This is a genomic window from Streptomyces sp. NPDC026092 (assembly GCF_040638605.1).
GTDB lineage: Bacteria > Actinomycetota > Actinomycetes > Streptomycetales > Streptomycetaceae > Streptomyces.
In genome coordinates this window covers 498,940-518,506 of record NZ_JBEZYN010000001.1, presented here as the reverse complement: position 1 = coordinate 518,506, position 19,567 = coordinate 498,940, and the positions used below count along the sequence as shown (strand labels likewise).

17 protein-coding genes are annotated in these 19,567 nt (G+C 72.0%); 7 read left to right on the top strand and 10 right to left on the bottom strand.

Annotated features, from left to right (window positions below; translation table 11 throughout):
• On the bottom strand, positions 1-2,271 hold the full coding sequence (locus AB0F56_RS02275) for an MMPL family transporter (protein ID WP_362003041.1): 2,271 nt from the start codon (positions 2,269-2,271) through the stop codon (positions 1-3).
• Positions 2,272-2,446: 175 nt separating this feature from the next.
• Here AB0F56_RS02275 and AB0F56_RS02270 point away from each other — a divergent pair, with 175 nt between their 5' ends.
• From AB0F56_RS02270 to AB0F56_RS02260, 3 genes are all read left to right on the top strand, one after another.
• Positions 2,447-3,619 (top strand): histidine kinase, encoded by a 1,173-nt coding sequence (locus AB0F56_RS02270; RefSeq protein ID WP_362003039.1) that lies wholly within the window; start codon positions 2,447-2,449, stop codon positions 3,617-3,619.
• Positions 3,594-4,256: a response regulator transcription factor gene (locus tag AB0F56_RS02265; RefSeq protein ID WP_057604715.1), complete on the top strand. Its 663-nt coding sequence runs from the start codon at positions 3,594-3,596 to the stop codon at positions 4,254-4,256. Before AB0F56_RS02270 ends, AB0F56_RS02265 begins: the two co-directional genes overlap by 26 nt.
• A gap of 227 nt (positions 4,257-4,483) precedes the next feature.
• The gene (locus AB0F56_RS02260) at positions 4,484-4,699 is read left to right on the top strand and encodes a dodecin (protein ID WP_362003037.1); all 216 of its coding nucleotides are present in this window, start codon (positions 4,484-4,486) and stop codon (positions 4,697-4,699) included.
• Between the two features lie 18 nt (positions 4,700-4,717).
• Here AB0F56_RS02260 and AB0F56_RS02255 read toward each other — a convergent pair whose 3' ends face one another.
• Entirely contained in the window at positions 4,718-5,215 is a 498-nt protein-coding gene (locus AB0F56_RS02255; RefSeq protein WP_362003035.1) for a hypothetical protein, read from the bottom strand.
• Positions 5,216-5,295: 80 nt separating this feature from the next.
• Here AB0F56_RS02255 and AB0F56_RS02250 point away from each other — a divergent pair, with 80 nt between their 5' ends.
• Complete coding sequence (locus AB0F56_RS02250; RefSeq protein ID WP_362003034.1) at positions 5,296-6,309, top strand: LLM class flavin-dependent oxidoreductase; 1,014 nt, start codon at positions 5,296-5,298, stop codon at positions 6,307-6,309.
• Between the two features lie 26 nt (positions 6,310-6,335).
• Positions 6,336-8,702, top strand: coding sequence for an excinuclease ABC subunit UvrA (locus tag AB0F56_RS02245; RefSeq protein WP_362003033.1), 2,367 nt, complete (start codon positions 6,336-6,338; stop codon positions 8,700-8,702).
• A gap of 21 nt (positions 8,703-8,723) precedes the next feature.
• Here the strand turns inward: AB0F56_RS02245 and AB0F56_RS02240 are convergent, their stop codons facing one another.
• Positions 8,724-9,278, bottom strand: coding sequence for a YceI family protein (locus tag AB0F56_RS02240; protein WP_362003032.1), 555 nt, complete (start codon positions 9,276-9,278; stop codon positions 8,724-8,726).
• 130 nt (positions 9,279-9,408) lie between these two features.
• Between AB0F56_RS02240 and AB0F56_RS02235 the strand changes: the two genes are divergently transcribed.
• Positions 9,409-10,263: a helix-turn-helix domain-containing protein gene (locus tag AB0F56_RS02235; RefSeq protein WP_362003030.1), complete on the top strand. Its 855-nt coding sequence runs from the start codon at positions 9,409-9,411 to the stop codon at positions 10,261-10,263.
• Positions 10,264-10,298: 35 nt separating this feature from the next.
• Here the strand turns inward: AB0F56_RS02235 and AB0F56_RS02230 are convergent, their stop codons facing one another.
• The 5 genes from AB0F56_RS02230 to AB0F56_RS02210 form a co-directional block, all read right to left on the bottom strand.
• Entirely contained in the window at positions 10,299-11,126 is an 828-nt protein-coding gene (locus AB0F56_RS02230; protein WP_362003028.1) for a tyrosinase family protein, read from the bottom strand.
• Between the two features lie 23 nt (positions 11,127-11,149).
• Positions 11,150-11,542, bottom strand: a complete 393-nt coding sequence (locus tag AB0F56_RS02225) for a tyrosinase cofactor (protein WP_362003026.1) — start codon at positions 11,540-11,542, stop codon at positions 11,150-11,152.
• Positions 11,543-11,861: 319 nt separating this feature from the next.
• A complete protein-coding gene (locus tag AB0F56_RS02220) occupies positions 11,862-12,608 on the bottom strand; it encodes a succinate dehydrogenase/fumarate reductase iron-sulfur subunit (protein WP_362003024.1) in 747 nt (248 codons plus the stop codon).
• Positions 12,605-14,587: a fumarate reductase/succinate dehydrogenase flavoprotein subunit gene (locus tag AB0F56_RS02215; protein WP_362003023.1), complete on the bottom strand. Its 1,983-nt coding sequence runs from the start codon at positions 14,585-14,587 to the stop codon at positions 12,605-12,607. The genes AB0F56_RS02220 and AB0F56_RS02215 overlap by 4 nt, the downstream gene beginning before the upstream one ends.
• A 1-nt stretch (position 14,588) precedes the next feature.
• The gene (locus AB0F56_RS02210) at positions 14,589-15,311 is read right to left on the bottom strand and encodes a succinate dehydrogenase (RefSeq protein WP_362003021.1); all 723 of its coding nucleotides are present in this window, start codon (positions 15,309-15,311) and stop codon (positions 14,589-14,591) included.
• Positions 15,312-15,383: 72 nt separating this feature from the next.
• Between AB0F56_RS02210 and AB0F56_RS02205 the strand changes: the two genes are divergently transcribed.
• Positions 15,384-16,271 carry a LysR family transcriptional regulator gene (locus tag AB0F56_RS02205; RefSeq protein WP_362003019.1) on the top strand — a complete coding sequence of 296 codons (888 nt, stop codon included), beginning with the start codon at positions 15,384-15,386 and terminating at the stop codon, positions 16,269-16,271.
• Positions 16,272-16,305: 34 nt separating this feature from the next.
• On the opposite strand, the gene AB0F56_RS02200 is transcribed toward AB0F56_RS02205, so the two are convergent.
• Entirely contained in the window at positions 16,306-18,516 is a 2,211-nt protein-coding gene (locus AB0F56_RS02200) for an EAL domain-containing protein (protein WP_362003018.1), read from the bottom strand.
• The gene (locus tag AB0F56_RS02195; RefSeq protein WP_362003016.1) at positions 18,513-19,325 is read right to left on the bottom strand and encodes an SAM-dependent methyltransferase; all 813 of its coding nucleotides are present in this window, start codon (positions 19,323-19,325) and stop codon (positions 18,513-18,515) included. Before AB0F56_RS02195 ends, AB0F56_RS02200 begins: the two co-directional genes overlap by 4 nt.
• Between the last annotated feature and the right edge of the window lie 242 nt (positions 19,326-19,567).

The following is a 19,567-nucleotide window of genomic DNA, read 5'->3' as shown; positions in this document are numbered from 1 at the left end:
TCAACGGTCAACCAGCCGTGGACGCGGGGCCTCACCCGCGAATTCCGCGTCGGTGTCGTCGGTGCCGACCGGGCCGCGGGGAAGCAACCGGTCCAGCCACTTCGGCAGCCACCAGTTGGTCCGGCCGAGGAGGGTCATGGTCGCCGGTACCAGCACCATGCGGACGACCGTCGCGTCGATGAGGATCGCGGTGGCCAGGCCGAGCCCGAACATCTTGGTGGAGGGGTCATCGGCGACGGCGAAGGACAGGAAGACCGCCACCATGATGAGGGCGGCGGACGTGATGATCCGGGCGGCGCCCGCGACGCCCTCCACGATCGCCGTGCCGTTGTCGCCGGTGCGCACGTACTCCTCGCGTACGCGCGAGAGGAGGAACACCTCGTAGTCCATCGACAGGCCGAACAGGATGGCGAAGAGGAACATCGGGATGAACGACACGATCGGAACCGTCGCTTCCAGCCCGATGAGCGCGCCTCCCCAGCCCCACTGGAAGACCGCGACCATGACGCCGTAGGCCGCGCCGATGCTCAGCAGGTTCAGCAGCACCGCCTTGAGCGGTACGACGACCGAGCGGAAGACCAGCATCAGCAGCAGGAACGAGAGCGCCAGCACGGCCGCGACGAACAGCGGCAGGCGGTCGCTGGTGCGTCGGCCCACGTCGGACAGGCTCGCGGCGGCGCCGCCGACGTGGGCCCGGGCAGGGCCGTGTCCGATCGCCGCGGGCAGCACCTCGGCGCGCAGCCGGGCGAGGGTGTCGGTCGTGGCCTCGTCCTGAGGGCTGGTGGTCGGGAACACCACGAGGGTCGCGATGCCGGTGGCCCGGTCGACGCGCGCCGGCGCGACGGACGCGATCCCCGGATCCGCCGCGACCGCCCCGACGAGCCGGTCCACCACTCCCGGATCACCGGCGGGGTCCGCGGCAAGGACGAGGGGACCGTTGGTGCCAGGGCCGAATCCCTCGGCGACGAGGTCGTAGGCCCGGCGCTCGGTTCGGCTCTGCGGCAGTGAGCCGTCGTCGGGCAGGCCGACGCGCAGGCCGAGCACGGGCAGCGTCGCCGTCAGCAGCAGCGCCGCGGTGCCGACCGCGTACGGCACCGGGTGCCGGCCGACGTGCTTGAGCCAGCGCCGCCACCCGACGGCGGGGACGGCGCCCGCCGCAGTGTCCCGCCGTCGGCCGAGGCGGCCCGACCGCCCTGCCCGAAGTGCTCGGCCGATCCGGCCGGCCCGGCCGAGCCGCGGGCCCGCCGCGCCGAGGAAGGCCGGCAGCAGCGTCACCGACGCGAGCACCATCGTCAGGACGACGATCGAGACGGCGAGCCCGCCCACCGTCATGAACGGCACGTTCGCGACCGCCAGGCCGAGGATCGACACGACGACGGTGCCGCCGGCGAAGACCACCGGCCGCCCCGCCGTTGCCACCGCTCGTCCGGCCGCCGTCTGCGGATCGAGCCCGCGCGCGAGGTACTCGCGGTGCCTGGCGAGCACGAACAGCGCGTAGTCGATGCCCACTCCGAGCCCGACCATGCTGCCCAGGACCGGGGCGAAGGTGGGGACCTCTGTCACCCCCGCCAGTACCGTCATCGTGGCGACCCCGACGGTCAGCCCGAAGACCGCCATGCCGATCGGCAGCGCGGCGGCGACGAGCGAACCGAACGCCAGGAAGAGGATCGCGGCCGCGGCGAGGAGGCCGATCAGCTCGCTCGCGCCGCCGTCGGGGTCGGAGAAGGCGTAGAAGAGGTTCCCGCCCATCTCGATGCGCAGCGGCAGCTCGGCGCGCAGCCGGTCGCCGAGATCGACGAGGGCGTCGAGGTCGTCGGCCGACAGCCTGCTCTGGTCGGGGTACTGCACCCGGACGACCGCGATCCGCCCGTCGGCCGAAACGAGGCCGCCGCGCACGGCGGTGTCCCCGCCCGCGTCGAGCGCCCCCTCCGGGTCGCTCGTGCCGAGCACGTGGGGCAGCCGCTGCACCTCGGCCCGCAGCCGCGTGAGAGCGGTGCGCGCGCCGTCGTCGTCGAGGAACGTCGCACCGTCGCCGAGGGGGGTGACGACCACTTGGGCGGTCATCCCCTCCTGGCCGGTGCCTGCCCGCTCGATCAGTTCCGCGGCCCGTCGGGAGTCCAGTCCCGGAGCGGTCATCGAGTCCGCGGTCCGCCCGCCGAAGGCGACGGCGGCGAGGACGGCGAGCGTGGCGGCGATCAGCCATGCCGCGATCACCCGCCAGGGATGGCGGGCGGCGCTTGCGCCCAGGCGCAACAGGGCTTTCGAGAGCATCGGGTCCTCCAACCACCTCGTCGGCCGTCCTTGTACGGCCGCCGATGCCGAGGCTCGTCGCCACGGCGCTCCGCGGCATCGGCCCACGGGCCGCGGATCCGTCGGCCCCGGGGCGGAGTGACGACCCGTCCTTTCGGCCGATGCGCGGCGCGCCGCGGTCCCTAGGCTGAGAACCGTGCTCCGAGACGACCTGCGAACCCTGTGGACCGAACCCCGGCCGCCCGACGCGCCCGCCCGGCTGCGGCGGGACTGGGCGCTGCTCGCAGCGGGCCTTGCCGGTGTGGCGCTGGAGGCCACCCTGCGCGAGAACGTCGTGTGGCGGCCGGTGGCGGTGGTGTTCGCCGTATGGCTGTGCCTGCTGCTCCTGTGGCGCCGAACCCGCCCGCTGGCGATGGTGACGCTGGCGTTCGGCTCGGTGATCCTGCTTCAGGCGGCCTCGCTCGTCGCCGCACCGCGCGAGCCCGTCGGTCTGTACACCGGCGCGGTCGTGCTCCTGCTGGTGTACGCGCTGCCCCGGTGGGGATCGGGACGCGAGATCGTGCTGGGCAGCGCGGCGATCCTCGCGGCCGGCGCGCTGTGTTCCGTCACGGACGAGACACCCGTCGTCGAAAATGTCGTGGGCTTCGCCTTCCTGCTGCTGCCCGGCGTGGTCGGGGCTGCGGTGCGGTTCCGGGTGACCGCTCGCGAGCGGCAGTTGGAGCAGGTGCGCTCCCGCGAGCGCGAGCAGCTCGCCCGTGAACTGCACGACACGGTGGCCCACCACGTGTCGGCCATGGTGATCATCGCTCAGGCGGGCCGGGTGCTCGCGGGCACCGAACCGTCCGCCGCCGTCGAGGCGCTGGAGGGGGTCGAGGAGGAAGGGGCGCGCACGCTGGAGGAAATGCGCGCCATGGTCGCCGCGTTGCGCGACCACGGGGTCGGCGCCGAGCTGGCGCCCCCTGCCGGAGTCGCGGCTCTGGAGCGCCTGGCGCGCACCCCGGGCGGTCGCCTCAGAGTCGACCTGGGGCTCGACGGCGAACTGGACGCGCTGCCCCCGGCCGTGGACGCGGCCGTCTACCGGATCGTGCAGGAGTCGGTGACCAACGCGCTGCGCCATGCGGTCGACGCGACCGAACTCGTCGTCCGGGTCGCCGCGGAACGGCACACGGTACGGGTGAGCGTGCGCGACAACGGCCGGCGCACCGGCCGGGGTCGCGACGGATACGGACTTACCGGACTGCGCGAGCGCGCGACCCTGCTCGGCGGCACACTACGAGCCGGCCCGGGTACCGACCGGGGCTGGCATGTCGAAGCCGAACTGCCGAGAGCGAGGAGCGAGAGCGGTGTCCATTCGCGTCCTCGTCGCTGACGACCAGACGATCATCCGCACCGGGTTGCGGATCATGCTGAACGCCCAGCCGGGCATCGAGGTGGTCGGCGAGGCCGCCGACGGGCGGGAAGCGGTACGTCTGGCTCGCGAACTACGCCCTGACGTCTGCCTGTTCGACATCCGCATGCCCGTACTCGACGGGCTCGAGGCCACCCGGCTGGTCGCCGGCCCGGGCGTCGCCGACCCGCTGGCCGTGGTCGTCATCACCACGTTCGACCTCGACGAGTACGTCTACGGCTCACTGCGTGCCGGCGCGCGCGGATTCCTCCTCAAGGACACGGGACCGGACCTTCTGGCGCAGGCCGTACGGTCGGCGTCCGACGGTGAGGCGCTCATCGCGCCCAGCGTCACCGTCCGCCTGCTCCAGACATTCGCGGACCTGCCCGCCGGCCGGCCCGCGGCCCAGCCGGTCTCACCCGTCACCGCCCGCGAGGAGCAGGTGCTCCTCGCCGTCGCCCGCGGGCTGACCAACACCGAGATCGCCGACGCGCTGCACATCAGCCTCAGCACGGTGAAGACGCATCTGGCCAGCCTGATGGCCAAACTTGGCGCCCGCAACCGGGTCGAGATCGCCATGTGGGCCTACGAAACGCGCCGTATCCTCCCCGGAACCTGAGCCGGGTGCCGGGCCCTGACCCATGAGTCCCCGCCCGGACATCGGTGCACCGGCCGGTTCCACGTGCCTCACCCGCCCCAGAGCGTGACGTACCAGGAGGCCGGAACTGGGACGGTGGGACACCCCATGCGACAAGACTCCCCGCCACCGCCGGCAGCCGACGTGTCGCGGACCCGGGCACCGTGGGGCACCGTGGAGGGACCCCCACGGAGAGGAATCCGGCCCCCATGTCGAACCACACCTACCGCGTCACCGAGATCGTCGGCACGTCCACGGAGAGCGTGGACCAGGCCATCCGCAACGGCATCGAGCGGGCCTCGCAGAAGCTCCGCGGTCTCGACTGGTTCGAGGTGACGCAGGTCCGCGGCCACCTGGTCGACGGCGCGATCGCGCACTTCCAGGTCGGCCTGAAGGTCGGCTTCCGGCTCGAGGAAGGCGACTGAGGCGGCCGATGGGGCCGGTCAGGTCCGGCCCTCCTTCTCCTGGGCGTCCCTGAGCGCCTCCGACGCCGTCGCCCAGCGGGCCCGTACGACCGTGAAGCCCGCCTGCTCGGCCGCGTCGCAGACCAGCTCGTCATCGTCCACGAGCATCCGGATCTCACGGTCGCGGCCGAGCCGGCGCAGGATCTCCAGCTTCGTCACGCGCGCGGGGCGGAAGTCCCGGTCCCGCCGCATGTGCAGGGCGCCCTCCGGAAGGCCGTGCGCGGCGAGCCACGTGACGGTGTCCCGGCGGCAGCGCTCGGGCCGCCCCGTGAGGTACACGGCCTCGCACTCCTCGGCGGCCTCCAGGCACAGGGCGACGCCCTCGGCGAGCGGCGGGTCCTGGGGCGCCGCCGCGAAGAACGCCGCCCAGTCGCGCGGCTTGCCCTCCAGGAAGCGCTGCCGGTGCGCCGTGGAGGCGAGCGTGTTGTCGAGGTCGAAGACGGCGAGGGGCCTGTCGGCACTGCTGGTACGGGTCACCCGGACAGCCTAGGCAACGCCGTACCGTGCCCGGCCCGCCGCGCCGGGAATCCTCGGCGACCCGGTGCGTTGAACCCCATGTGACTCTTTCCGCCGACGGCATCCGTCTCTCCGTCCTCGACCGCTCCCGGACCCGGGAGGGCGAGGACGGCTCCGTGGCGCTGCGCGCGACCGTGGACCTGGCGCGGGAGGTGGAGGCGCTCGGCTACCACCGGTTCTGGGTCTCCGAGCACCACAGCGTGCCGGGGGTGGCCGGCTCGGCGCCGACGGTCCTGGCCGCCGCCGTGGCCGCCGCCACCTCCGCCATCCGGGTCGGGACCGGCGGGGTGATGCTCCCCAACCACCAGCCGATGGTCGTCGCGGAGCAGTTCGGCGTTCTGGAGTCGCTGTTCCCCGGCCGGATCGACATGGGCCTCGGCCGTTCCGTCGGCTTCACCGACGGCATCCGGCGGGCGCTCGGCCGGGACAAGGACGACGCCGACCGGTTCGCGGAGCAGCTGGACGAGCTGCTCGGCTGGTTCACGGGGACCCAGACCGCCCACCCCCAGGTGCACGCCCGCCCGGCCGAGGGCCTGCGGGTCCCGCCGTACGTCCTGGCGACCGGCGAGGGCGCGTCGATCGCGGCCCGGGCCGGGCTGCCGCTGGTGATCGGCGATCTGCGCGGCCGGGAGCGGATGCTGCGCGCGATCGACGAGTACCGCGCCGCCTTCCGGCCCTCTCCCTGGTCCGCGGAGCCGTACGTGGTGATCGCGGGCACGATCGCGGTCGCCGCGACCGAGGAGGAGGCCCGGGAGCTCCTGGTCCCCGAGGCGTGGTCGCTCGCGCACTCCCGTACGCGAGGTGCCTTCCCGCCGCTCCTGCCCGCCGAGGAGATCCGGCGCCTCGCCATGACCGACAAGCAGCGCGAGTTCTTCGCCTCGGGGCTCCAGGGACATCTGGTCGGCACGGAGGAGCAGGTCGGGGACGCGCTGGAGCGGGTGGTGAAGGAGAGCGGGGCGCATGAGGTGCTGGTGACGACCAGTACGTACGACCGCGCGGCGCTGCTCGACTCGTACCGCCGACTCGCCCGTACGGCGGGGCTCGGACCGGCCTGACCAGGGCAAACACCTAGAATCGAGCCATGCACCACAGCTCCCCCGGCACCTCCGATCCGTACGTCCGTGTGCGCGGCGCCCGCGAGCACAATCTCGCCGGTGTCGACGTGGACATCCCGCGCGACGCGATCGCCGTCTTCACGGGGGTGTCGGGCTCCGGCAAGTCCTCCCTCGCGTTCGGGACGATCTACGCGGAGGCGCAGCGCCGCTACTTCGAGTCGGTCGCGCCGTACGCCCGGCGCCTCATCCACCAGGTGGGGGCGCCGAAGGTCGGCGAGATCAGCGGGCTGCCGCCGGCGGTCTCCCTCGAACAGCGCCGCTCCTCGCCGGGCGCCCGCTCCTCGGTCGGTACGGTCACGACGCTCTCCAACTCGCTGCGCATGCTGTTCTCGCGCGCCGGTACGTATCCGGCGGGCGCCGAGCGGCTCGACTCCGACGCGTTCTCGCCGAACACGGCGGCCGGCGCCTGCCCCGAGTGTCACGGTCTCGGCCGGGTGCACGAGACCAGTGAGGAACTGCTCGTACCCGAAGCGGAGTTGTCGATCCGGGACGGGGCGATCGCCGCCTGGCCCGGGGCCTGGCAGGGGAAGAACCTCCGCGACGTGCTCGACGCCCTGGGGTACGACGTCGACCGGCCGTGGCGGGAGCTGGACGCGAAGGACCGGCGGTGGATCCTCTTCACGGACGAGCAGCCGGTCGTCACAGTGCATCCGGTACGGGACGCGGGGCGCATCCAACGCCCGTACCAGGGCACGTACATGAGCGCCCGGCGCTATGTGATGCACACCTTCGCGGACTCCAAGAGCGCCACGCTGCGGGCGAAGGCGGAACGCTTCCTGACCAGCAACCCCTGCCCGGTCTGCCGGGGCGGCAGGCTCCGCCCGGAGGCGCTCGCGGTGACGTTCGCGGACCGGACGATCGCCGAGCTGGCCGCCCTGCCGCTGACGGGCCTGGCCGGGCTCCTGACGGAGCACGACGGCTCGGAGACGGCGCGCGTGCTGACCGAGGACCTCGTGGCGCGGATCGGCACTGTCACCGAACTGGGCCTCGGCTACCTCAGCCTGGACCGCGCCACGCCGACCCTGTCCAACGGCGAGCTCCAACGCCTGCGGCTCGCCACCCAGTTGCGCTCGGGCCTGTTCGGCGTCGTGTACGTCCTCGACGAGCCCTCCGCCGGTCTGCACCCGGCCGACACCGAGGCGCTCCTGGTGGTCCTGGACCGGCTGAAGACGGCCGGCAACACGGTGTTCGTGGTCGAGCACCATCTCGACGTGATCCGCCATGCCGACTGGATCGTGGACGTCGGGCCCGGGGCCGGTGTGCACGGCGGCCGGGTCCTGCACAGCGGCCCGCCGGGCGGCCTCGCGGAGGTGGCGGAGTCGGCGACGCGCCGCTTCCTCTTCGACCGCGCTCCCGTGCCGGAGCGCGCGGTCCGCCCAGCCACCGGCCTGCTGCGGGTCGGGCCCGTCACTCGGCACAACCTCAGCGCCGTGTCAGCGGCGTTCCCGACCGGGGTCCTGACGGCGGTGACCGGGGTGTCGGGCTCGGGCAAGTCGACGCTGGTCGGCGCGTTGAGCGAGGAACTCGAAGGCGTGGGACGCCTGGTGACGGTCGATCAGAGGCCTATCGGGCGGACTCCGCGATCCAACCTGGCGACCTACACGGGCCTCTTCGACGTCGTACGGAAGCTGTTCACGGACACCGAGGAGGCGCGGGCCCGCGGCTACAAGGCGGGGCGGTTCTCGTTCAACGTGAGCGGCGGGCGGTGCGAGACCTGCCAGGGTGAGGGCTTCGTCTCGGTCGAGCTGCTGTTCCTGCCGAGCACGTACGCGCCCTGCCCGGACTGCCGGGGCGCCCGCTACAACCCGGAGACGCTGGAGGTCCGGCTGCGCGGGCTCACCATCGCCGAGGTGCTCGACCTGACGGTCGAGTCGGCGGCCGAGTTCTTCGCCGACACCCCGGCCGCCGCACGGAGCCTGCGGACGCTGCTCGACGTCGGCCTCGGGTACCTGCGGCTCGGCCAGCCGGCGACCGAGCTGTCCGGCGGCGAGGCCCAGCGCATCAAACTGGCCTCCGAGCTCCAGCGCCCGCGCCGGGGCCACACCCTCTACGTCCTGGACGAGCCCACGACGGGCCTCCACCCGGCCGACGTCGAGGTCCTCATGCGCCGGCTCCACGGCCTGGTCGACGCCGGTCACACCGTGGTCGTGGTCGAGCACGACATGGACGTGGTCGCCACGGCGGACTGGGTGATCGACCTGGGGCCGGGCGGCGGCGAGGAGGGCGGCCGGATCGTCGCGGAGGGGCCGCCGCGCGAGGTGGCGGGGACGGCGTCGAGCCGGACCGCGCCGTATCTCGCGGCCCGGCTCGACGAACAGGATGTGTCCGGGTAGTCAAACACCGCCCCTTCAGGGCTACTTGGGTTCGACGAACTGGACCTCCAGACTCACCTTGATCACGTCGCCGAGGAAGCCGGGAGCGAAGTCCAGGCCGAAGTCGCTGCGACGGAACTCGCCGGTCGCGTCGAAGCCCGCGTGCCGGCTGCCGTCCACCGGGACGTCCACGACGCCCCCGAACTCGACGTCGAAGGTGATGGGCCGGGTGACGTCCCCGATGGTGAGATCGCCCTCCAGCGTCCACTCCTCCCCCGCGCCGCCGATCCGGGTGGACCGGAACGTCATCGTCGGGCGCTTCTCGACGTCGAGCAGGTCCGCGGCCCGCACATGCGCGTCCCGGTCCGCGTTGCCGGTGTCGATCGAGGCGAGGGCGACGGTCGCGGTGATGGAGGAGTCCGCCAGGCTCTCGCCGACGACCAGCTCGGCGCTCAGGTCGTTGAAGCGCCCGCGCACCTTGGAGATGCCGAGGTGGCGGATGGTGAAGCCGACGGCGGAGTGCAGCGGGTCGAAGGTCCAGCGCCCTGCGGTCAGCGGAAGCGCGGTCGTGGTGGAGGTCTGTGATTCGTTCGTCATGCCTCAACGCTGCGGCCCGGAGGCGCGGCGAGGAAGGCCGCACCGGGACGGGTAGTGCGGAGACTGGTAGCGCGCAGAGTAGTACTGACAGGGCCACCCTCGCGCCCTCTCCTCCTCGTACGATCGGGGGATGAGCGACAACGAGCTGGGGGCCTTCCTGCGCGCCCGCCGCGAGGCCCTCACCCCCGCCGAGGCGGGGCTGCCCGCCGGGACGCGCCGGCGGACGCCGGGGCTGCGGCGGGCGGAGCTGGCGATGCTGGCCGGGATCAGCGTCGAGTACCTGGCCCGTCTGGAGCAGGGCCGGGACCGCAACCCGTCCGCCCAGGTCCTCGGCGCGCTCAGCGACGCGCTGCGGCTGCCGCTCGACGCCCGGGTCCACATGCGGCGCCTGTCGAAGTCCCACGGCCACAACCACATCTGTTCGGCGGCCCCCGCGCCGGCCCGCGAGGTGCGCTCCACGGTGCGCGCCCTGCTGGACCGGCTCGGGGAGACACCGGCCGCCGTCACCAACATGCTGGGCGAGACCGTCGCGTACAGCGACGGCTACGCCCGGCTCGCGGGCCCGGTGGGCCTGCTCGACGGCGACCCGCCGAGCCTGCCGCGCTACGTCTTCACCGATCCCCGGGCCCGCGAGGTCTACCCGGACTGGGACCGGGTGGCCGACCAGCAGGTGGCGGCCCTGTACTTCGGCATCACCGGCTCCGACCCCACGATGGCCGACCTGGCCAGGGAGCTGACGATCACCGCGGGCGCCCCCTTCTCGGACCGTCTGGCCTCCTCGGGCGTCCTGCCGGACCGCTCGGGCGTCGAGCGCCTGGTCCACCCCGAGGTCGGCGAACTGCGTCTCGCGTACGAGATCCTGGAGCTGGCCGAGACCGACGGCCAGCACCTGGTGGTGCGCCTGCCCGCCGACGAGGCGTCCTCCGCCGCCCTGGACCGGCTCGTGGGCCGCCGACCGGGCATCTTGCGCGCGGTCGGCGGCTGACGGTCCGGAGCGGGCGCCAGGGCGGAGGAACGACCCTAGGCCGCCGTGTCGAAGGTGTAGTGGCGGGTGTGGTCCAGCATGTCCGCGGGGGTCACGTTGTTCCAGGGGCGCATCGTGTCGTTCAGGTCGACGACGTTCGCCGTGCCCGCGGCCGGCAGGTACGCGGACCGGGGGTGACGGGCCTGCCAGTCGGCCCACAGCTTGTCGATGAAGGCGTGGTGCATCCAGAAGACGGGGTCGTTCGGGGAGACCCCGGTGCCCATCTGGCCGCCGACCCAGACGTGGACGCGGTTGTGGAGGTTGACGCCGCGCCAGCCCTCCAGGTGGTTGCGGAAGCCGTCGGACGAGCTGTTCCACGGGGCCATGTCGTAGGTCTCCATGGCGAGGACGGAGTCCACCTCGGCGCGGGTCGGCAGCTGACGGCCCCCGGCGCCCAGGTCGCGCCGCAGGAAGTCACGGCTGTCGACCCGGACGTTGATCGTCCACCGGTTGCCGCTGCGGGCGAACGCGCCGTCGAGGACCTGACCGTCGCGGGCGCGGCCGGTGCCGCCGAGGAAGTCGGGGGCCCAGAGCGAGGAGCGGGCCGTGCGGTCGGCGGTCCAGTCCCAGTAGGGCAGGGCGACCGTGGCGTCGACGGACTGCAGTGCCTGCTCGAACTCTATGAGGAAGCGGCGGTGCCAGGGGAGGAAGGAGGGCGAGCGGTGGCCGACTCTGTCGCCGCTGTCGGTGTCGCCCATGATGAAGGCGTTGTGCGTGGTGACGAAGGTGTCGTAGCGGCCCGAGCGCTTGAGCTCGAGGAGCGCGTCGACGAAGCGCTTCTTCTCGTCGGCGGTGAGGGCGGCCTGGTTCTTGCGTACGGTCATGGTGGTGCGGCTCCTGGATCGGGTCAGACGAGGGTGAGCGGAACGAGGGGCGCGCCCCTCAGTTCGACGACGGCGGCGCGGGCCGCCGCCTTGGGCGTGGCGACCGGCTCGTAGTGGCTGATCACGCTGATCCAGGTGCCGTCGGCGTTCTGCATGACATGCAGTTCCTTGCCGTCGATGGTCACGGAGTAGCCGCCTCCGTGGTGCCCCCCGTGGTGGCCGCCGCCGTGCGCGGGGCCGCCCTTGATGCGCCGGCCCAGGTAGGTCTCGTCGAAGGACGCCGGGGTGGAGCTGTTGGCCGGGGCCGCGGCGAGCGGTGCGGCCGCGCCCGCGGCGCCGGCGGCGGTGAGGCCCGCGACGGCACCGGCGGCGCCCGCGGCGACGCCGAGGGCCTTGCGGCGGGTGATGCTGGACATACTGGTCCCCCCAAATGGTCGGATAGGACCGGGGGTTGGTCATATGCCCCCGGCAGGACCATGCATACCCAAGGGTGCCGGAGCGCAGGAAATCACCAGATGTCGGTTGGCTCTGAAATGGCCAACTCACAGCGAAATGTACAGAGTTGAACGGAGTTGATCTTGCTGCGGGAGGGCGGCAGGGCGCCCCAGGATGAAGATCCTACGGCGATCACGCATATTTGGTGAAGATTCTTCTCCCGGGAGCGCGGGGCGTGGCAAGGGTCACGCCCCGCGACTGTCCGAAAGCGGGCCGTGCCCCCTCGCCGGAATCCGGGGTTCAGTGGCGGGCCTTACGGCGTGCCCGCAGCCACTCCTTGTTCATCGCGGCGATCGACGGCAGCGGAATCCCCTTCGGGCAGGCCGTCGCGCACTCGCCCGTGAGGGTGCAGCCGCCGAAGCCCTCCGCGTCCATCTGTCCGACCATGTCCAGGACCCGGGTCTCGCGCTCCGGGGAGCCCTGCGGCAGGACGTTGAGGTGGTTGACCTTCGCCGAGGTGAAGAGCATCGCCGAGCCGTTCGGGCAGGCGGCCACGCACGCGCCGCAGCCGATGCACTCGGCGTGCTCGAAGGCGAAGTCGGCGTCGGCCTTCGGGACCGGGGTGGCATGGGCCTCGGGGGCCGATCCAGTGGGGGCGCTGATGTAGCCGCCGGCCTGGATGATGCGGTCGAAGGCGGAGCGGTCCACCACCAGGTCCTTGACCACCGGGAAGGCGGAGGCGCGCCAGGGCTCGACGTCGATGGTGTCGCCGTCGCGGAAGGACCGCATGTGGAGCTGGCAGGTGGTGGTGCGCTCGGGGCCGTGGGCGTCGCCGTTGATGACCAGGCTGCACGCGCCGCAGATGCCCTCGCGGCAGTCGTGGTCGAAGGCGACGGGGTCCTCGCCGCGCAGGATGAGCTCCTCGTTGAGCGTGTCGAGCATCTCCAGGAACGACATGTCGGAGGAGATGCCGTCCACCTCGTAGGTGGCCATGGCTCCGGGGGCGTCGGCGTTCTTCTGGCGCCAGACGCGGAGGTTGAGCTTCATGCGTAGCTCCGCTGGGTGGGGTGGACGTACTCGAAGACGAGGTCTTCCTTGTGCAGGACGGGGGCGTCGCCGGTGCCACCGCCGCGCTCTCCCGGGGGACGACCCCCGGACCCCCGAAATTCCCAGGCCGCCGCGTACGAGAACTCCTCGTCGCGCCGCTCTGCCTCGCCGTCCGCGGTCTGGGACTCCTCGCGGAAGTGGCCGCCGCAGGACTCGGCCCGGTGCAGCGCGTCGAGGCACATCAGCTCGGCGAGCTCCAGGTAGTCGACGATCCGGTTGGCCTTCTCGAGCGACTGGTTGAACTCCTCGCCCGTACCGGGGACCTTGATGCGGCGCCAGAACTCCTCGCGGATCTGCGGGATACGGTCGAGGGCCTTGCGCAGGCCCTCGCTCGTGCGGGCCATGCCGCAGAACTCCCACATCAGTTCGCCGAGTTCGCGGTGGAAGGAGTCCGGGGTCCGGTCGCCGTCGACGGCGAGCAGCAGGTTGAGCCGGTCCTCGGTCTCGGCGAGCACCTCCCGTACCGCCGGGTGCTCGTCCGTGACCCGCTCGGCGTGCGGGTGGCGGGCCAGGTAGTCGTTGATGGTGGACGGCAGGACGAAGTAACCGTCGGCGAGCCCCTGCATCAGCGCGGACGCGCCCAGCCGATTGGCCCCGTGGTCGGAGAAGTTGGCCTCGCCGATCGCGAACAGGCCCGGCACGGTGGTCTGGAGGTCGTAGTCGACCCAGAGTCCGCCCATCGTGTAGTGCACGGCCGGATAGATCCGCATCGGGACCTCGTACGGGTTCTCGGCGGTGATCCGCTCGTACATGTCGAAGAGGTTGCCGTACTTCTCCTCGACCGCCTTGCGGCCCATCCGCCGGATCGCGTCGGCGAAGTCCAGGTACACGCCCTGACCGCCCGGGCCGACGCCCCGCCCCTCGTCGCAGACGTTCTTCGCGGCGCGGGAGGCGATGTCCCGGGGGACGAGGTTGCCGAAGGACGGGTAGATGCGCTCCAGGTAGTAGTCGCGCTCGTCCTCGGGGATCTCGGCGGCGGGGCGGGTGTCGCCCTTCGCCTTGGGGACCCAGATACGGCCGTCGTTGCGCAGCGACTCGCTCATCAGCGTCAGCTTGGACTGGTGGTCGCCGGTGCGCGGGATGCAGGTGGGGTGGATCTGGGTGAAGCAGGGGTTGGCGAAGTACGCGCCGCGCCGGTGCGCCCGCCAGACGGCGGTCGCGTTGGAGTTCATCGCGTTCGTCGACAGGTAGAAGACGTTGCCGTAGCCACCACTGGCGAGGACGACGGCGTCCGCGTAGTGGGTGGAGACGGCGCCGGTGATCAGGTCGCGGGCGACGATGCCGCGCGCCCGGCCGTCGACGACGATCAGGTCGAGCATCTCGGTGCGGGCGTGCATCTCGACGTTGCCGGCGGCGATCTGCCGGGAGAGCGCCTGGTACGCGCCGAGCAGCAGCTGCTGGCCCGTCTGGCCGCGGGCGTAGAAGGTACGGGAGACCTGGACGCCGCCGAAGGAGCGGGTGTCGAGGAGACCGCCGTACTCGCGGGCGAAGGGGACGCCCTGGGCGACGCACTGGTCGATGATCTCGACGGAGATCTGGGCGAGACGGTGGACGTTGGACTCGCGGGCGCGGAAGTCGCCGCCCTTGACGGTGTCGTAGAAGAGCCGGTGGATGGAGTCGCCGTCGTTGCGGTAGTTCTTGGCCGCGTTGATACCGCCCTGGGCGGCGATGGAGTGGGCCCGGCGCGGCGAGTCCTGGTAGCAGAACTGGACGACGTGGTAGCCCTGTTCGGCGAGGGTCGCGCCGGCGGAGCCGCCCGCGAGGCCGGTGCCGACGACGATGACGGTGTGCTTGCGCCGGTTGGCGGGGTTGACCAGCTTGGCCTGGAAGCGGCGGGTGTCCCAGCGTTCGGCGATGGGTCCCGCGGGGGCCTTGTGGTCGACGACCGGCTCGCCGGTCGTGTAGTCGAGGAAGCTCATGTCAGCTCACCACTCCGGTCATGACGGCGACGGGTACGGAGACGAAGCCCACGGTCAGGACGAGCGCGAGGCCGTTGGCGAGGATCTTGAGGAGCCGCTCGCGGCGGGCGTTGCCGAGGCCGAGGGTCTGGGCGGCGCTCCAGAAGCCGTGGCGGACGTGCAGGCCGACGGCGAGCATGGCGACGATGTAGATGACGTTGCCGTACCAGGTGGAGAAGGTGTCGACGACGTTCTCGTACGGCCGTCCCTCCTGGAAGCCGCCGGGGTGGACGGTGCCGGTGGTCAGGTCCAGGACGTGCCAGACGATGAAGAGGGCAAGGATGATCCCGCCCCAGCGCATGGTGCGGGTGGCGTACGAGGACCCCTTGCGGCGGTGGACGTAACCGGTGGGGCGGGCCTTGATGTCACGCCTGCTGAGCTGGTACGCGGAGACGGCGTGGCCGACGACGGCGGCGAGCAGCACGATCCGGACGAGCCAGAGGGCCCAGGAGTAGTGCAGGACGGGGGCGCCCATGGTGCGCAGCCAGTGCCCGTACGCGTTGAACTCCTCGGGCCCGAAGAAGACCTTGAGGTTGCCGGCGACGTGGGCCACGAGGTAGCCGAGCATGATCAGACCGCTGACGGCCATGACGGTCTTCTTGCCGATGGTCGAGGACCAGAAGCCGCGGGAGCGGGTGGGCGACGGTGAGCGTTCCTTCGATGCCGTCTTCGTTGCCAGAGCCATGCAACCGACGCTAGGGCCGAAGGGCCCGAGAGGTCCAAGACATGGTTCGGCTCATCTCGATAGGCTGTGCCTATGCAGTTCCAGCAGCTTCTGTACTTCGTGGCCGTGGCGGAGACCCGGCACTTCACGCGCGCGGCCGAGCGGGTGCACGTCTCCCAGCCCTCGCTGTCGCAGCAGATCAGGGCCCTTGAGCAGGAGCTGGGGGCGGAGCTGTTCAGCCGGGCGCGGGGGAACATCGCGCTGACCGACGCGGGCGAGGCGCTGCTGCCGCTGGCGCGGCGGATCCTCGCGGACACGGACACGGCGCGGCACGAGGTGCAGGAGCTGGTGCAGCTGAAGCGGGGCCGGGTGCGACTCGGCGCGACGCCGAGCCTGTGCACCGGGCTGCTGCCGGACGTGCTGCGCGCCTTCCACGATCTGCATCCCGGGATCCAGCTCCTGATCGAGGAGGGCGGCTCGCACGATCTCGTACGGGAGCTGGCGCGCGGCGCGCTCGATCTGGCGCTCGTGGTGCTGCCGCTGCCGACGCCGTCGCCTGCACTGACGACGGTGGAGCTGCTGCGGGAGGACCTGGTGGTGGTGTCGAGCGCGGCGGCGCCGGCGCCCGCGCGGCCGGTACGGATCGCGGACCTCCGCGACCAGCCGATGGTGATGTTCCGGCACGGCTACGACCTGCGGGAGCTGACGGTGGCGGCGTGCCGGGCGGAGGGCTTCGAGCCGTCGTTCACGGTGGAGGGGGGCGAGATGGACGCGGTGCTGGGTTTCGTACGGGCGGGTCTCGGTGTCGCGGTGGTCCCGGCGATGGTGGCCGCCCGCGCGGGCCGCGACCTCCGCGTCACGTCCCTGGCCCGCCCGGGCCTCCGCCGCACGATCGCCCTGGCCCACCGAAGCGACGTGGCACCGCCCCGAGCGGCCCGAGAGCTCCAGCGCGTCCTTCTGGCGTCCCGCCCGGGCTCCTGACGGGTGGGGGCACGTATCCCCCACCCCGGACCTGCTACACCGCGTCCGCCAGGACCAAGGAGTGGATGCGGTCCGGGGCGCCCGGGCGGGCGTAGTACCAGCCTTGGGCCGTGTCGCAGCCCAGGTCGCGGAGTTGCTGCGCCTGCGCGCCCGTCTCCACGCCCTCCACCGTCACCGCGAGCTCCAGGCTGTGCGCCAGCGAGACGATGCCCTCCACGATCTTCAGGTCGACCGGGTCCGCCGGGTGCTGCTGCATGCCCTGCGTGAAGGAGCGGTCCAGCTTCAGGACGCTCACCGGGAGACGGCGGAGGTTCGCCAGGTTCGAGTACCCCGTGCCGAAGTCGTCGAGCGCGATGTCCACGCCCATCTCCGCGAGCTGCCGCAGCGGCTTCAGCAGGTCGTCGTCCGCGCCGATCAGCGCCGACTCGGTGACCTCCAGGCAGAGCGCGCCCGGTTCGAGCCCCGACCGCTCCAGGACGTCGACCGTGTCGGCGACCAGGCGCGGGTGGTGCAGCTGCGTCGGCGAGAGGTTGACGTTGATCCGCAGCGGGCCCCCGTCGGAGTGCCGCGCCTGCCAGAAACGGGCCTGCCGGACGGCCTCCTGGAGGACCCAGCGCCCGAGCGGCACGATCAGCCCGGTGTTCTCGGCGAGCGGGATGAACCGGTCGGGGCCGAGCACGCCGTGCTGCGGGTGGCACCACCGGACGAGCGCCTCCGCGCCGTGCACGCTGCCGTCGCCGAGGTGCACCAGCGGCTGGTACTCGATGAAGAACTCGCCGCGCTCGAGCGCCGCCGGCAGCGCGGTGGTCAGCCCGTGCCGGGTGATCGCGCGGGCGTCGGCCTCCGCGTCGGCGAACTCGAAGCGGTTGCCGCCGGCCGACTTGGCCCGGTACATGGTGATGTCCGCGCTGCGCAGCACCTCCGCCGGGGTCCGCTCCCCCGCCGGGCCCTCGACGACCCCGATGGAGCCGCGGACGGTCAGTTCGCGGCCGTCGATCCGGACGGGCGTGGCGAGCGTGGCGAGGATACGGTTCGACAGCTCGACGACCTCCCGCTCGGTGTGCGGGCCGGTGGTCAGCGCGACGAACTCGTCGCCGCCGAGCCGGGCCACCATCTCCCCCGGCGCCGTGGCACAGCTCTGCAGCCGGTCCGCGACCTCGACGAGCAGCCGGTCACCGGTCGAGTGGCCGAGGCTGTCGTTGATGGCCTTGAAGCCGTCCAGGTCGAGGTAGCAGAGGCCGAAGCGGCCGCCGTCGGCCGGGGAGAGCGCCTTCTCCAGGCGCTCGAAGAACAGGGTCCGGTTGGGCAGCCCGGTGAGCGCGTCATGGGTCGCCTCGTACCGCAGCCGCAGGTTGAGCAGCCGTCGCTCGGTGGTGTCCTCCATCAGCGCCAGCTGGTACTGCGGGAGGCCCTCCGCGTCGCGCAGCAGCGAGACGGTGAGGTTGGTCCACAGGACCGTGCCGTCGCCCCGGTAGTACGGCTTCTCCACGCGGTAGTGGTCGCGTTCGCCGCGCACCAGCTCGCCGTAGAGCTTCCAGACGTGCGGGCCGTCCTCGGGGTGCGACCACTCGCTGACGTTCCGGCTGCGCACGTGCTGTTCGAGGCCGCCGAACATCCGGGTCAGGGTCTCGTTGACCTCCAGGATGTTGCCTTCGAGGTCGGCTATCCCGATCCCGATCGCGGCACCGTCGAAGACCGCCCGGAAGCGGCTCTCCGTGGTGTGCAGGGCGACTTCGGCGGCGGTGCGGGCGTTCAGCGCGGACCGCGCGATGGCCTCCTGCTCCCACCGGGTCCGCTCGCGCAGCGCCTGGGCGAACCCGGCCGCCATCGCGTGCTGGAGCCGTGAGCAGCGGGCCCGCAGCTCCTCCGTGGTCGTGGCGGTCGGAGCACCGGCGGGGGCGGCCGTGCCCGTGGCGGCGGTGGCATCCTCCTCACCGCAGTACAGCACCAGGTACGCGTCGATGACCCCGAGCGTGCGGCTGAGTGCGTCGGGGTCGGTGCAGTGGACGCCGACGAGCGCGGCTCCGGCGCGGTGCGCGGGTGCCGTGTCGAAGGACCTGTCGTGGAGCGCGGCGCGCAGTTCGCGGGCGAGCGGCAGCAGATGCTGCTCGAACTCGGCGCGGGTCATCGAGGTGGCCGTGACCGGGAAGATGGCCCGGCTCCATATCGTCACGAACCGCCTGAGTCTGTCCTCGAGGCCGTCCGGCTCCGCGCCGGAACCGGACGGCTGCGACGGCACCTTCACGCTTTGCGCCCCACCCCTGCGAAGCCCGAGAAGGCGAAGGGATCCTCGTCCTCGACCGGGCTCTCGGGCCGCCAGTCGGGCATGGACACCAGGCCGGGCTCGATCAGTTCGCACCCCTCGAAGAAGCGGCTGATCTCGCCGTGCGAGCGCATCACGAGCGGGTTGCGGATGCTCTTGTAGACCCCGACGGTGCCGGCGGCCTCGTCCTGCGAGAGCGGAATGCCCTCGTACGAGGCGTGGGTCAGCACGAGCAGACTGCCGGGCGCGAGGGCTTCGAGGAGCTCGGTGACGGCCTCGCCCGGTTCGTCCTCGTCCTCCAGGAAGTGCAGGACGGCCACCAGGAGCAGCGCCACGGGCCGCTCCAGGTCGAGGAGTTCGCGGACCTCGGGGCTGTTCAGGATCTCCCGCGGCTTGCGCAGGTCGGCGGCGACGACGGCGGCGCGGTCGTTGCCCTCCAGGACCGCGCGGCTGTGCGCGACGGCGACCGGGTCGTGGTCGACGTACACCACGCGCGCCTCGGGGGACGCCGCCTGCGCGACCTCGTGGACGTTGCCGAACGTCGGTATGCCGGAGCCTATGTCGAGGAACTGGGTGATGCCGTTGTCGACGGCGAATCGCACGGCGCGACGCATGAAGGCCCGATTCGCCTGCATGATCTTGGGGAGCCCCGGCATGAACTCCATGGCCTTGCGGGCCGCTTCCCGGTCCACCTCGAAATTGTGCGAGCCGCCCAGATAGAAGTCGTACATACGGGACACACTCGGTACCGAAATATCGATACCCGGCGGGGCCCAGGCGGGACGCTCCATCAATGTCTCCAACAAGTCGCCACGGGGGATACGGCCATGTGTTCGCGGCCGGTGTTCGAGCCGAGGCTACTGATCGCCCGCCGAGAGAGCGAGTGGAAACGGAAATTCGCGGTCCGTTCTTGGTCACACGCCATTGGCACGTGCGCGTGGAACTCCGCGAGGAACGCAGAGTTCACGCCGTCAGCGCGTGCACTTTCACGTGCATATGGACGTGCGCCGGTCCGCCGTCACCCGTGGGGTGA

What these genes read in the sequence shown, in the direction of transcription:
- AB0F56_RS02235 (WP_362003030.1), top strand. Translation starts at nt 9,409, where the DNA reads ATGAGCGACAACGAGCTGGGGGCCTTCCTGCGCGCCCGCCGCGAGGCC.
- AB0F56_RS02220 (WP_362003024.1), bottom strand. Translation starts at nt 12,608, where the DNA reads ATGAAGCTCAACCTCCGCGTCTGGCGCCAGAAGAACGCCGACGCCCCC.
- AB0F56_RS02275 (WP_362003041.1), bottom strand. Translation starts at nt 2,271, where the DNA reads ATGCTCTCGAAAGCCCTGTTGCGCCTGGGCGCAAGCGCCGCCCGCCAT.
- AB0F56_RS02245 (WP_362003033.1), top strand. Translation starts at nt 6,336, where the DNA reads ATGCACCACAGCTCCCCCGGCACCTCCGATCCGTACGTCCGTGTGCGC.
- AB0F56_RS02240 (WP_362003032.1), bottom strand. Translation starts at nt 9,278, where the DNA reads ATGACGAACGAATCACAGACCTCCACCACGACCGCGCTTCCGCTGACC.
- AB0F56_RS02230 (WP_362003028.1), bottom strand. Translation starts at nt 11,126, where the DNA reads ATGACCGTACGCAAGAACCAGGCCGCCCTCACCGCCGACGAGAAGAAG.
- AB0F56_RS02205 (WP_362003019.1), top strand. Translation starts at nt 15,384, where the DNA reads ATGCAGTTCCAGCAGCTTCTGTACTTCGTGGCCGTGGCGGAGACCCGG.
- AB0F56_RS02225 (WP_362003026.1), bottom strand. Translation starts at nt 11,542, where the DNA reads ATGTCCAGCATCACCCGCCGCAAGGCCCTCGGCGTCGCCGCGGGCGCC.
- AB0F56_RS02195 (WP_362003016.1), bottom strand. Translation starts at nt 19,325, where the DNA reads ATGGAGCGTCCCGCCTGGGCCCCGCCGGGTATCGATATTTCGGTACCG.
- AB0F56_RS02215 (WP_362003023.1), bottom strand. Translation starts at nt 14,587, where the DNA reads ATGAGCTTCCTCGACTACACGACCGGCGAGCCGGTCGTCGACCACAAG.
- AB0F56_RS02210 (WP_362003021.1), bottom strand. Translation starts at nt 15,311, where the DNA reads ATGGCTCTGGCAACGAAGACGGCATCGAAGGAACGCTCACCGTCGCCC.
- AB0F56_RS02260 (WP_362003037.1), top strand. Translation starts at nt 4,484, where the DNA reads ATGTCGAACCACACCTACCGCGTCACCGAGATCGTCGGCACGTCCACG.